8 protein-coding genes and 1 pseudogene are annotated in these 12,838 nt (G+C 72.9%); 2 read left to right on the top strand and 7 right to left on the bottom strand.

What is annotated here, in order from left to right:
* Window positions 1–394, bottom strand: a pseudogene (locus LRP67_RS18495) (hypothetical protein); the annotation flags it as partial.
* Between the two features lie 56 nt (window positions 395–450).
* Window positions 451–1,431, bottom strand: coding sequence for a DUF6518 family protein (locus LRP67_RS18490; protein WP_231271626.1), 981 nt, complete (start codon window positions 1,429–1,431; stop codon window positions 451–453).
* Window positions 1,432–1,623: 192 nt separating this feature from the next.
* Between LRP67_RS18490 and LRP67_RS18485 the strand changes: the two genes are divergently transcribed.
* Window positions 1,624–3,846, top strand: a complete 2,223-nt coding sequence (locus tag LRP67_RS18485; RefSeq protein ID WP_231271625.1) for an amidase — start codon at window positions 1,624–1,626, stop codon at window positions 3,844–3,846.
* Between the two features lie 4 nt (window positions 3,847–3,850).
* Here LRP67_RS18485 and LRP67_RS18480 read toward each other — a convergent pair whose 3' ends face one another.
* The 3 genes from LRP67_RS18480 to LRP67_RS18470 all read right to left on the bottom strand — a co-directional run bounded on the left by LRP67_RS18480 (window position 3,851) and on the right by LRP67_RS18470 (window position 9,358).
* The gene (locus LRP67_RS18480) at window positions 3,851–4,282 is read right to left on the bottom strand and encodes a hypothetical protein (protein WP_231271624.1); all 432 of its coding nucleotides are present in this window, start codon (window positions 4,280–4,282) and stop codon (window positions 3,851–3,853) included.
* Window positions 4,283–4,318: 36 nt separating this feature from the next.
* Complete coding sequence (locus tag LRP67_RS18475; protein ID WP_231271623.1) at window positions 4,319–7,819, bottom strand: ABC transporter ATP-binding protein; 3,501 nt, start codon at window positions 7,817–7,819, stop codon at window positions 4,319–4,321.
* 69 nt (window positions 7,820–7,888) lie between these two features.
* Window positions 7,889–9,358, bottom strand: a complete 1,470-nt coding sequence (locus LRP67_RS18470) for an amidohydrolase family protein (RefSeq protein WP_231271622.1) — start codon at window positions 9,356–9,358, stop codon at window positions 7,889–7,891.
* A 103-nt stretch (window positions 9,359–9,461) separates the two neighbouring features.
* On the opposite strand from LRP67_RS18470, the gene LRP67_RS18465 reads away from it, so the two are divergent.
* Window positions 9,462–10,187 (top strand): GH25 family lysozyme, encoded by a 726-nt coding sequence (locus LRP67_RS18465; protein WP_231271621.1) that lies wholly within the window; start codon window positions 9,462–9,464, stop codon window positions 10,185–10,187.
* Window position 10,188: 1 nt separating this feature from the next.
* Here the strand turns inward: LRP67_RS18465 and LRP67_RS18460 are convergent, their stop codons facing one another.
* Together LRP67_RS18460 and LRP67_RS18455 are read right to left on the bottom strand one after the other, a co-directional pair.
* The gene (locus LRP67_RS18460) at window positions 10,189–11,397 is read right to left on the bottom strand and encodes a saccharopine dehydrogenase family protein (protein ID WP_231271620.1); all 1,209 of its coding nucleotides are present in this window, start codon (window positions 11,395–11,397) and stop codon (window positions 10,189–10,191) included.
* Between the two features lie 4 nt (window positions 11,398–11,401).
* The gene (locus LRP67_RS18455) at window positions 11,402–12,835 is read right to left on the bottom strand and encodes a gamma-aminobutyraldehyde dehydrogenase (protein WP_231271619.1); all 1,434 of its coding nucleotides are present in this window, start codon (window positions 12,833–12,835) and stop codon (window positions 11,402–11,404) included.
* Window positions 12,836–12,838 lie beyond the last annotated feature (3 nt).

Raw genomic sequence — 12,838 nt, 5'->3', positions numbered from 1 at the left:
GACAGGCAGGCGGTCTCGCGGGCCAGGATGGTGGCGCGCCACTCGTTGAGCCGCCCGGCGCGCATGAGCGCCAGGGTGTGGGGCATCTCGTGCTGCAGGACCTTCGCGAGGCGAGGAGGCGGGCGGCTTTGGTGGGTGACTCGTGGCGGGCCAGACCGACCTGCTCGGCGATGCCCTCGCCGAGGCGGGAGGTGGGGACGCCGGCCGCCGCCTGGACCTGTCGCTGCGAGGCGTCCAGCTCCACGGTTGTCGTCGCCTGCGCCGCCGAGGCGGTGCACTTGAGACCCTCCGCGGCACCGAGCAGCTGCACTCGCTGCGCATCCGAGAGCGCGCGGGGGCAGTCGGCGAGAGCGCGTTGCGTCTCGGCGATCTGCCGCATGAGACTGTCGAACATGTGTTCGATTTTACGCCGGATGCCCTTGATGGTCCACGGCTGTGGACGGTAAGTGGCTATCGAATCGAGAGTTCTTCCAGTGCTGAGGTCACCTTGACCACATAGGCGTCATGGTCGGAGATGCGAGTCTCGCCGACGAAGGCTCGATGGCGTTCGGTGACGCCGACCTCCCACGTCGCGGGGACAGCGATGTGGTCGATGCTCAGGAGGCCCTCGAGGTGGTGCGGTGACGAGGCGGTGGGCACCTGAAGCTGCAGACGCTCGAGGGCCGCGAGCAGGGACTGCCGGCCGGCGACGGCGCCGGTCCACTCGCGGCCGATCAGGGCATGGTTCCAGTCGCCGCCCCAGATCTCAGGGCCGCGTGCCTCCACGTCCGCCACGGCCGCGCTCGTTCTCTCCGCCGTGTTGACCCCTATCCACGGCTCCCGGGTGCCACAACCCTTCCACGGCAGGACGGATGAACACACCCGCAAGCCCGCCAGCTCGACCAAGGCCGAGGCGCCGTGGGGGTCCGGCAGCGGGGACATCGGCAGCCGGGAGGCGACCGCGGCCCAGCGCCGTTTGGCCGCCATCGCCTGGCCTCCCAGGTGCAGGTCGTGCCCGCCCAGCTCGACACGTTCGTTGACCTCGGTGAGAAGCAGAACGTCACAGTCCATCGTCTCGATCAGGTCGAGGTGGCGTGCGTCCCAGCGGCCGGCGTGGCCGGCGGCCCCGAAGACCGGGCCGCCGACCACCGCGCACACCGTCCAGAGGGCGACGTAGGTGAAGCCGGCGTCATAGCCACGGAGCTCCGCGGTGACGTAGTAGCCGGCCACCTGCAGCAGCGTGGCCGCCATGCCGAGCCAGCACGCCGTCCGCAGCCGCGATTGGAACGCGCCGGCCACGAAGGCGGTGGTCAGCCAGGGGCTCGCGGCATTGACCAACGCCAGCCAGGGGAAGTCCAGCACTGCCTGGAGGAACGACGTGAGGACACCCACGGCCAGACCCAGGGCGAGGGCGGCAAGCGCGGGGACGACGGGGGACGTGGAGCCGAGCACGCGGGAATCGTAGGGGCCGGGCGTAAGCGGCCAACGCGATCGGTCCGGGTCCCGACGTAGCCGGAGACCAGTCCGTTACCCGTGGACACTCCGAGCGGCATCGGGCGTAACACACCGGCAACCTTGCGAGCACCAGCCCGCTCTACGTTCGGCCCGTCCCCTCCGAGCGAAGAGAGAAGAGACCACCCCATCGTGACCTTCCTGTCCCCACGCCGCCCCGACCGTCGCCGCACGGCGACCGGCGTCGCCGCGCTGTCCCTCGCCCTCCTGGCCACGACCGCCGCGCTCGCCCCGGCAGCCGCCGAGCCCACCCCGGCGGCGCAGATCGACGTCGTCGAGCTTGGCGTCAGCGGCGCCCTCGAGGCCCTGGAGGCCGGCGACATCACCAGCGTCCAGCTGGTCGAGCAGTACCTCGGCCGGATCGCCGCCTACGACGGCACCACGTACGGCGCCGGGCTGGGCGCCTTCGTCACCCTCAACGACGACGCGGTGGCGCAGGCGGCCGAGCTCGACCGCGAGCGCGCGGCGGGCGCGCTCCGGGGACCGCTGCACGGCGTGCCGGTGGTGGTGAAGGACAACATCGACACCGCCGACATGCCCACCACCCACGGCAACCAGGCGCTGGCGACGTACCAGCCGCACCACGACGCCGAGGTGGTGCGCCGACTCGAGGGGGCCGGCGCGATCATCCTCGGCAAGAGCAACATGGCCGAGTTCGCCGCCTGGTGGGACACCTACAGCTCCGTGCGTGGGCGCTCGCACAACCCCTACGACCTGACCCGCAACGTCAACGGGTCCAGCGGCGGCTCCGCGGCCGCGGTCGCCGCCAGCCTGGGCGCCGTGGGCCTCGGGACCGAGTCGTGCGGGTCGATCACCGACGTCTCGTCGTTCAGCAACCTGGTCGGCGTGCGGCCGACCGTGGGCATGGTCAGCCGCACCGGCGTCGACTACAACCTCATCGGCGACTCGGTCGGCCCCCTCGCCCTCAGCGTCGAGGACGCGGCCCGCACGCTCGATGTCCTGGCCGGCACCGACCCCAGGGACGAGCTGACCGCAGGGGCCGACGCGCGCATGCCCGCCTCCTACGTCGACGACCTGAGCACCACCTCGCTCCAGGGCGCCCGGATCGGCTACATGGTGCACCCGTTGGGGGCCGGCGACTTCGAGGTCGGCGAGGAGAGCGACTCCGTGCTCGCGACCGCCGACGCCGCGGTGGCCGACCTCGAGGCCCAGGGCGCGACCGTGGTCCCGATCGAGATCACCGACGCGTGGATGGCCGAGTACTACGACGGCCGGAGGCTGTGGGGCTCCGGCGGTCGCCAGGCCTACTTCGACCGCACCGAGGCGACCTGGCCCGTCGGCCTCGCGGAGCGCACAGCACCCACCGACCGGATCAACTACGCCGACCTGGTCGCGGCGAGTGACCGCATGCTGGCCGAGGACGTCTCCTCGCTCACCGGCAGCGACAACGTGCCGGCCGACGCCGAGCGCAACCAGCTCGCCAAGGACAACCGCAGGCACTTCGCCGACGGCATGCGGGCGCTCTACGAGGCCAACGACCTCGACGCCCTGTCCTTCCCGACGATGGCCTACCCGCCGGTCACGCTCGCCGACGACCCGACGCCGAGCTCGGCCGACGCACGGCAGTTCGGCTCGCACTGTGCCTGGGCCAACTTCTCCGGCTTCCCGATCGTGAGCGTCCCCGCCGGCTTCGACGAGGACGGGCTCCCCGTCGGCCTGAGCCTGATGGGCAAGCCCTACTCGGAGGCCGGGCTGCTGTCCTACGCCTACGACTTCGAGCACGCCACCGGTCACCGCACGGCGCCCGCCGCCACGCCGTCCCTGCTGCGGAAGGCGACGATCACCACCGTGACCGCGCCCGCCGCCACGACGTACGGCAAGAGGACCTCGGCCCGGATCCGCGTGAGCGGGCTGACCTCCGGCGAGGTCAAGGTCGAGATCGGCACCCGCCGGCCGGCCACCGCGGTGCTGCGCAAGGGCGTCGCCACGGTCCCGCTCCCGCGCGACCTGCGACCCGGTGCCCACCGCATCCGGGTCGCGTACGCCGGCAGCACCACCTCCGCACCATCGGCCGCGTCCAGCTCGATCCTCGTGCGCCGCGCCAAGGCGACGGTCCGGGTGCGGGTGCTCCGCTCGACGGGCGGAAGATCTCGCGTCCTCCGGGTCAGCACCGGCCTGGTCGGAGCGGGCACGACGCCGGCCACCGGTCGCCTCGTCATCCTGGACCACGGGCGACGGGTCGCGACCGGCTACGTGACGGCAGGTGACGGCAACGTGGTCCGCGTCCGGCTCCGCGGTCTCGCGACCGGCCTGCACCGGATCAAGGTGGTGTTGAGTCCGACCGCACTGCACTCCATCGGCACGTCGAAGGTGCGGACCATCCGGGTGCGCTGAGGCCTCAGCGCGTGACGTCGTACGGACGGTGGAGTCGCCTCTGCCGTCCGTACGGCGTCCGGGGCCAGGGACCCGCCCCGCGAGATGACGCCCCGGCGAGGGCCGCGAGCAACGCCCACTGGACGGCGAGCACGAGGCCGCCGGCCGCAACCGCGCCCCAGCCGAGGCTCAGGCCGGCGTCGATGCTGCCGATGCCGGAGCTGATCGCCCAGGTCAGGGGCCACATGGACAGCAGGTTGTTGGTGAGCGCGAAGAGCGCTCCCAGGGCCAGCCCGAAGGCGGCGAACCCGGCGGCGGTGCCCACGTGCACCGACCCGAGGCGGTAGGCCCCGAAGGCGACGGCGGTGAGCAGAGGCGCGGTCACGACCCCGGAGGCCTGCTCGAAGGAGAGCTGCAGCCAGCCGATCGGCGCCTCGTACGTCGTCGCTGCGATCATGGTGGCTGGCACCGTATCCGGAGGCGCGCCCCGGCCTCACCCCGCCAGGTGCCCCCAGGTGGGCGCCAGCTCGGCCCACGGACCGACGGCCGCGACGCGGCCCTCGGCGAGGACGACGACGCGGTCGGCCTGGGCCAGCGCGGCGCGCTTGCTGGTGGCGCCGATGACCGTGGCGCCACGGGCGCGCAGGGCCGACCAGAGCTCGATCTCGGTGGCAGCGTCGAGGGCGGACGAGACGTCGTCGGCGAGCAGGAGCTCGGTGTCGGCGGCGAGGCCGCGCGCCAGGGCCAGTCGCTGGACCTGACCGCCGGAGAGCCGGACACCGCGATGACCCACGAGCGAGTCGGGGCCCCCGGCGGCCTCGACGTCGGGCAGCATGCGGGCGGCCTCCAGAGCGGGCAGGACCTCGCGCTCGGGGTGGTCGAGGCGGACGTTGTCGGTGAAGGTGCCCGACAGGACCCGTGGGACCTGGGCGACGTGGGCGACGCGGCCGGGGCGCAGGAAGGTCTCGGGGTCCTCGACGCGGACGCCGTTCCAGCGGATCTCGCCGGTGCTGGTGACCAGCCCGGCCAGCGTCGAGAGCAGGCTGGACTTGCCGGAGCCGACCTGGCCCAGCAGCAGGACGAGCTCGCGGGAGCCGACGGTGAGGTCGACGCCGCTGACGCCGATGGTGCCGTCGTCGTGGATGGCCGAGACGCCGACCAGCTGGAGGGTGTGCAGCGGGTCGCGGGGGCCGGGCACCGGCGCCGGGGCGTGGCCGTGGACCAGGTCGACGCCCTCGGGCAGGTGCATCAGGTCGCCGCCGCCGCCGAGCCGGCTGGTGGTCTGCATCCAGGCGCGGGTGCCGGGGGCCTCGGTGACGATGGCGCCGGCGACCCGACCGAACCAGTCGAAGCCGTTGACCGCGCCGGCCACCAGCAACGCCGTGGCCAGGCCCCAGCCGCCGGCGACCATGACACCCCAGGCGGCCACGACGCCACACTGCACCATCACGATCGGCACCCCGTCGAGCATGGCCTGCACGCGGTGCTCGCGCACGGCCGCGTCGACGCGACCGGAGTCGACCTCGCGCAGGTGGGAGTGGACGCTGGGGGTGGATGCGGCGAGCTTGACGGTGCGCACGGAGTCGAGCGCCGAGACCAGCGAGCGGCCGAACCGCGCCCGCGCCGCGGCGGACGCAGCGGCCGAGCGGCCGGCGATCGGCCGGCCCAGCGAGGAGGCGAGGGCGGAGGCGACCATGACGGCGAGCAGCACCCCGCCGGCCAGCCAGCTCTGGGCGAGGATGGCGGTCACCGCGGCGATCGCGAGCCCGTTGACGAAGTCGACCCACCGGTCGGCGTAGCGCGCCAGGCGGTCGGCGTCCATGGTGCGCGCGACGACCTCGCCAGGAGGAGTACGGCGCAGGCGGCGCTGGTCGGTCTGGCCGGCGAGGACGGCCATGCGCACCCGCAGCATGACCGCGACCCACCAGCGCGGGTAGAGGCGGATGGCCTCGGCCAGCAGCAGGGGCGAGGCGATCAGCGACACCACGACGCACATCGTGAGCATCGTCGGGGTCTCGCCGCGCTGCAGCGCGACGACCAGATGTCCCCAGATCCAGCCGGTGATGGCACCGAACGCGCCGCACAGCGCGGAGGCCAGGAAGATCACGATGCTCAGGGCGCCCCACTGGGGCTCGATCCACAGCGCGGAGTTGGTGGCGCGGGCCAGGCTCGGGACGGCCTCCATCACCGGCTGGGCCGGCGGATCCCCCACCCGACGCGCGGTGCCGACCTGCAACGACGCGGACTCGAACGGCAGGGCGCGGTCCTCCTCGGCGGAGGCCTCCAGCAACGAGCGGAACGGGCCGGGCGTCGTGGCGAGCTGCGCGCGCGAGCCGCGCTGGACCACGCGGCCGCCGTCGAGGACCGCGACCTGCTGGGCGCGCTCGGTGGTCGAGAGCCGGTGGGCGACCAGAAGGCCGGTGCGACCGGCCAGCAGGCGGTCGGCGGCACGGACGACGTTGGCCTCGGTGACCGGGTCCATCCGGGCGGTCGCCTCGTCGAGCACGACCACGCTGACGTCGCGCACGAGCAGCCGGGCGAACGCGACCAGCTGCTCCTCCCCCGCCGACAGCGTCGTGCCGCCGGGGCCGAGCAGCGTGTCGAGGCCCTCGGAGAGGCCGGCGACCCAGTCGTCCAGACCAAGCTCGACCACCGCGGCGGTGATCCGCTCGCGCGGGAGGTCCTCGAACAGCGCGATGTTCTCCGCGAGCGTGCCGGCCAGGATCTCGGTGCGCTGGGTCACGACGCCCACGGCGGAGCGCAGCGACTGCAGCTCCAGGTCGAGCACGTCGACACCGCCGAGCAGGACCGTGCCGCGCTCGGGCTCGACCGCCCGCGAGAGCAGCGCGGCCAGCGTCGACTTGCCGGAGCCGGTGCGCCCGACGAGCGCGCAGGTGGTGCCGGCGGGGACCGCGAGCTCGACGTGGCGCAGCGCGAACCGCCCCTCGGCGTAGGCGAAGTGCAGGTCGGAGAAGTGGATGTCGAGGCGCCCGGTGGGGACCGGCGCGCCGGCGGTGGGCTCGCGCTCGGAGCCGAGCAGCCCGCGCAGACGGAGCACGGCGCCGAAGCCGGCCTGGAGGTCCGGCAGGTGGCGGGCGAGCTGGTCCACCTGGCCGACGAACATCGTCGTCACCAGGAACAGGGTGACCAGCGACGAGGTGTCGAGGTGGTCGGTGGTGACCAGCGCGACGCCGAGGACCGCGGTGGCGGCGAGGACGGCGTGGAGCATGGTGCCGGCGCGGCGCGTCACCCGGGCCTCGACTCGGAGCACCGCGTCGAACAGCTCGTGCACGTGAGCGGCGAGCTCGGTGCAGCGGCGCAGCACGTGGGCCTGTCCGCCGCTGGCCCGCATGTCGTCGCGCCCGGCGATGCCCTCCTCGAGCGCGGCCGCGTGGTCGGTCCAGGCGGCCTCCTCGATGACCTTGCGTCGCGAGATCTCCGGCAGCATCGGGCGCACGACGGCCAGCGCCGCCCACCCGGTGATCGGGAAGAGGATGAACGCCGGCCACCAGGTGAGGCCGGCGACGATCCACAGAGGGCCGGCGCCGAGCGTCGTACGGATCGCCATCCAGGCGCTCTGACGCAGCAGCGTGCCGACCTCGTGGGTGTCGTCGTCGACGCGGTCGAGCACCTCCCCCACGGCCTGCTCGGTCAGCGCTGACAGGGGCTGGTGCATCGCGGCGTCCAGAAGGTCGGCGCGCAGCCGCCCCTCGGCCCGGTCGACGACGCCGGCCCACAGCGTGCGCGCCAGCGTGTCGAGCACCGCGGCACCCACCACGCACATCGCGAGCACGGCGACGAGCCGGCCCGACGCCTCCTCGGCGAGCAGGCCGGCCACGAAGGAGCCCAGCGAGGTGCCGACCGCGGCTACGGCGCACGCCGACAGCGCCCAGATGGCGACCGGTCCGCGCAGACGGCGCCAGTCGACGGCGACCCCGGGTGCTGGGCGCTCGGCCGGGGTGAGGGTGGGGCGATCGCCGAGAGTCGTGGTCATCAGAGACGACGCTACGCGGCGGGACCGACAGTCGTCGCCTCCATTTCGGCCGGCGCTCGGAGGTGGTGGCTAGGCGCGGATGGGGCGGCCGGGGTAGGCCTGGGTGTCGAGGGTGGCGTCGCGGATGACGAGGCGGCCGGCGACGAGGAGGTGGCGGACGCCCAGGGAGGGCTGCGTGGGGTCGGTGTGCGTCGCCCGGTCGGTCACGGCGTCGGGGTCGAGGACGACGAGGTCGGCGTCCGAGCCGACGGCGAGGCGGCCCTTGCCGTGCATGGCGGCGGTGGTGTCGGCGAGGACCTGGGCGGGGAGGTAGGAGCAGCGGCGGAACGCCTCCGGCCAGCTCCAGGCGCCCTCCTCGCGCACCATCATCCGGATCGCGCGCAAGAAGGTGCCGGCCGTGCGCGGATGCGTCGTGCCACCCGGCGGCAGCGGCCACTCGCGAGTGTCGTGGGACCCGTCGTCCCAGGTGACCGGCATCGCGTCGCTGGCGACCATCGCGTCGGGGTGCTCGAGCGAGCGGCGGAGCAGCGCCGCGTCCGCCGGGTCGGTCTCGTCGAGGAACTCGATGATGCAGGTCTCCCCCGGCGAGTCCGCGCGCAGCTCGCGCAGGCGCCGCTCGTCCCGGATGCGCTCCCCGGTGCCGACCATGACGATGCTGGACGGGCCGATGTCCCAGCGACCCAGCAGCGACGGCTCGAGGAAGGCCGCGCCGACGGCGGTCGAGCCGGCGCCGTACGGGTAGGCCTCGACGGTGACGCGGGATCCCTCGGCGCGCGACTTGTCCAGCATCGCGAGCACCCGGTCGACGTGGCGGCGCGAGGTGCTGTTGACGTGGCAGTGGTGCATCGCCGCTCCGGTCTCGGCTGCCGCGCGCACGACCTCCTCGGAGCCGTCGATGGGCGTGGTCGGGTCGGCCTCGACGAGCTCCCGGACATGCGTGTACGTCGGTCGGCCGGCGGCGGCGGCGAGGCGCGCGACCGCGAGGTACTCGGCCGGGTCGAGCCGCGGCGCGTAGCCGAGGAGGATGCCGATGCCGAGCGCGCCGGCACCGAGCTCGCGCTCGATCAGCGCCAGGCTGTCGGCGAGCTCCCGCGGGGTCGACGAACGCTGCCACCCCGGCTCGCCCAGGACCGCCAGGCCGCTGGCGAGGGTGGCGTCGGGCTCGAGGCCGAGCAGCACCTGGGCCCGGGCCCCGCCCCACGACGCGGAGAAGCCGTAGTGCAGCGGCCTCCCGTGCGCGGCGGCCTCGGCGTAGGCGCGCTCGACCGGGATCAGGCCGGACTCCAGGTCGAGGGCGGTGGTGACGCCGTCGTACGCCTGCAGCCGCTGGCCGGCGACCGAGTGCACGTGGCTGTGCAGGTCCACGAAGCCGGGGCCGACGACGAGGCCGGTCACGTCGAGGACCTCCGCTCCCTCGGGCGCCCTCACGTCGCCGAGCTCGGCCACCACGCCGTCACGGACCAGCACGTCCTGCACGGACATCGACCCGCTCTCCGGGTCGACGACGGTGCCACCGGTCAGGAGTACGGGAGAGCTCACCGGACCAACGTAGGGCAGCCACCGGCCCGTCGCTTTGGCGGAGCCGACCAAGGTACGGACCCGGATCCGGAGGAGGCGACGAGCGAGGGCTACGGTGCGACCCATGCGCAGGTCGCTCGTGGGTTTCGCCGTCCTGCTGCTCGTGGCGGGGTGCGGCAGGCCCGCCCCGACGGACGAGGAGCGCACGGCGCCGTCGGCCACCGTGTCGGCCACGCTGCCACCCGGCCCGACCACACCGCCCTCGACCACGACGACCCCCGAGTCCCCCCGCCGTCCGACGCTCGGGGTGGACGTCTCCCACCACAAGGGGGTCGTCGACTGGCCGCGGGTCCACGCCGACGGGATCTCGTTCGCCTACCTCAAGGCCTCCGAGGGCACCGGCTTCACCGACCCACGCTTCGCCGAGAATCTGGGTGGGGCGTTGGGCGCCGGAGTGCGAGTCGGCGGCTATCACTACTTCACGCTCTGCGCCCAGGGCGCACCGCAGGCCGAGCACTTCCTGTCGGTCATCGGCGAGCGGACGACGATGCCGCCCGCCGTCGACGTGGAGCTCATCGGCAACTGTGACCCAGGCCCGCCCCGCGAGGAGCTGCTCGTCGAGCTGCGCTCGTTCATCGGCACCGTCGAGGCGCGCACCGGGAAGCGGATGGTCGTCTACCTCCACCCGGACCTCGAGGAGCGCTACGCGATCGCGGACGACCTCGAGCGCCGCCAGTGGGTTCGCAGCCTGGGCGCGCGCCCCTCCCGTGACTGGTGGATCTGGCAGAAGTCCGACAGCGCCCGGATCGACGGGATCGCCTCGCCGGCCGACCTGAACCAGATGCGCTGAGCTAGAGCTCCTTGATCCCCCACGGGCTGCCGTACTCGGTGAGCAGGTCGAGGAACGGCACCGCGTCGAAGGCCTCCGGGCCGAGGACTCCGGCGCCGCTCCAGGTGCCGCGGGCGAGGAGCTCGAGGGCGACGACCGGGTTGATCGCGGTCTGCCAGACCACGCACTGGTGGCCGTACTCGCGCATCGTGTCCTCGTTGTCGACCACGTGGAACAAATAGGAAGACCGGTCCAGGCCCTGCTTGTCCTTGCCTCTTACCCACAGGCCGGCACAGGTCTTGCCCCTCATGCGCGGGCCGACGGTGGCGGGGTCGGGCAGCACGGCGGCGACCACGTCGCGGGGGCTGACCTCGACGCCCTTCACGCGCACCTTCTCGGTGCTGTCGAGGCCCAGGGTGTGCAGCACCTTGAGGATGTTGATGAACGGCTCACCCAGGCCGTACTTGAACGTCGCGCGCTTGCAGTCGACCCAGCGCGGCATCAGGAGCACCTCCTCGTGCTCCACGTTGACGCACTCGACCGGCCCGATGCCCTCGGGGAAGTCGAAGATCTCCGGCTCGCTGAACGGGGCGGTCGTGTGCCACTCGCCGTTCTCCCAGACCACGGGCGGGTTGAGGCACTCCTCGATCGTGGTCCACATCGAGAACGACGGCGCGAAGATCTCGCGCCCGTCGTCGTCGGTGACCACCAGGTTGGCGCCGTCGCGGGTGCCGAGCTCGTCGATCTCGCTGAAGAGGTGGTCGGCGGCGTACCGCGCGAACACGTCGGAGAGCCCGGGCTCGACGCCCATCCCGACCAGGGCCAGGCGCCCGGCCTGCTCCCAGGTGTCGGCGGCGGCGAACTGCTCGTCGCCGAGCTTGACGCCGCACCGCTCGTACGGCGACTCGGGGTGCGGCGTCGACAGCGACATCGCCATGTCCAGGTAGTCGGCGCCGGCCTCGAAGGCGCCGTGGAAGATCGGCATGTCGAAGACCGGGTCGACGGCGTTCATCACGTGGGTGATCCGGTGCTCGCGGCACAGGGCGGTCACCGAGGCGGCGTCGGAGGCGTCGACCCGCACGCCGGCGTACCGAGGGTCGATGGCGGCCGCCTTCGCCGCCTTGGCCTCGTCGTAGTCGGCGACCACGATCGTGGAGAAGAAGTCGCGCCGCGCGGCGATCGCCGCGAAGGCCGCACCGACTCCGCCGGCGCCGACCAGGAGGATGCGCATCAGCTCACTCACCTATGTAGCTCATGACGTGCTTGATGCGCGTGTAGTCCTCGAGGCCGTACATCGAGAGGTCCTTGCCGTAGCCGGAGTGCTTGAAGCCGCCATGGGGCATCTCGGAGATGAAGGGGATGTGGGTGTTGATCCAGACGACGCCGAAGTCGAGGCCCTTGGACATCCGCATGGCGCGGGCGTGGTCGCGGGTCCAGACGCTGGAGGACAGGCCGTACTCGACGCCGTTGGCCCAGCGCAGCGCCTCGGCCTCGTCGGTGAACTTCTGGACGGTCATCACCGGGCCGAAGATCTCGGACTGGATCTGCTCGTCGTCCTGGCGCAGGCCGGAGACGACGGTCGGCTCGTAGAAGTAGCCCGTGCTCCCCTGGCGGGCGCCGCCGGTCTGCAGCGTGGCGTGGTCGGGCAGGCGGTCGACCATGCCGGTGACACGGGCGAGCTGGTCGGCATTGTTGAGCGGGCCGTAGTAGGTGTCCTCGGCGTCGGGCATCCCGGTCGGCAGGCCCTGCGCGGCCTCGGTGAGTGCGGCGACGAACTCGTCGTGGATGCCGGGCGCGACGAGCACCCGGGTGGCGGCGGTGCAGTCCTGGCCGCCGTTGAAGAGGCCGGCGCCCGCGATGCCCTCGGCGGCCTTCGCGACGTCGGCGTCGTCGAAGACGATGCAGGGTGCCTTGCCGCCGAGCTCGAGGTGGACCCGCTTGAGGTCGGTGGCCGCGGACGCGGCGACCTCCATGCCGGCGCGCACCGAGCCGGTGATGGCCACCATCTGCGGGGTCGGGTGCGCGACCAGCGCGCGTCCGGTGTCGCGGTCGCCGCAGACCACGTTCAGTACGCCGGGAGGCAGGAACTCCTGCGCGAGCTCGGCCAGCAGCGTCGAGCTCGCGGGAGTCGTGTCGCTGGGCTTGAGCACGATCGTGTTGCCGCCCGCGAGCGCGGGGGCGATCTTCCAGATCATCATCAAGAGCGGGTAGTTCCATGGCGTCACCTGCCCGACGACACCGACCGGCTCGCGGCGGACCCAGGACGTGTGGTCGGCGAGGTACTCGCCGGCCGAGCGACCCTCGAGGACCCGAGCGGCGCCCGCGAAGAACTTGAAGTGGTCCGAGGCATAGGGCATCTCCTCGTCCATGGTCAGCCCGAGCGGCTTTCCGGTGTCCTTGCACTCAACCGCGTTGATCTCCTCCATGCGCGCCTCGATCGCCGTCGCGATCTTGAGCAGCGCGTTGGAGCGGTCCTGCGGGGTCGCATCGCGCCAGCCGGGGAACGCGTCCGCCGCGGCGGCGTACGCGCGGTCGACGTCCTCGGCGTCGGACTTCGGCGCCTGTGCGTAGACCTCCCCGGTGGTCGGGTCGACGATGTCGTAGGTCTCCCCCGACGCACTGTCGACGAGCTCGCCGTTGATGACGTTGCGGAAGGTCTGGTCGGCCATGGC

Source organism: Nocardioides sp. cx-169, from assembly GCF_021083605.1.
Taxonomy (GTDB): Bacteria; Actinomycetota; Actinomycetes; order Propionibacteriales; family Nocardioidaceae; genus Nocardioides.
This window is presented reverse-complemented; position numbering and strand designations above follow the sequence as displayed.

Bases quoted from the DNA above. Each gene is read 5' to 3' on its own strand.
- LRP67_RS18460 (WP_231271620.1), bottom strand. From the start codon at position 11,397: ATGCGCATCCTCCTGGTCGGCGCCGGCGGAGTCGGTGCGGCCTTCGCG.
- LRP67_RS18480 (WP_231271624.1), bottom strand. From the start codon at position 4,282: ATGATCGCAGCGACGACGTACGAGGCGCCGATCGGCTGGCTGCAGCTC.
- LRP67_RS18455 (WP_231271619.1), bottom strand. From the start codon at position 12,835: ATGGCCGACCAGACCTTCCGCAACGTCATCAACGGCGAGCTCGTCGAC.
- LRP67_RS18465 (WP_231271621.1), top strand. From the start codon at position 9,462: ATGCGCAGGTCGCTCGTGGGTTTCGCCGTCCTGCTGCTCGTGGCGGGG.
- LRP67_RS18475 (WP_231271623.1), bottom strand. From the start codon at position 7,819: ATGACCACGACTCTCGGCGATCGCCCCACCCTCACCCCGGCCGAGCGC.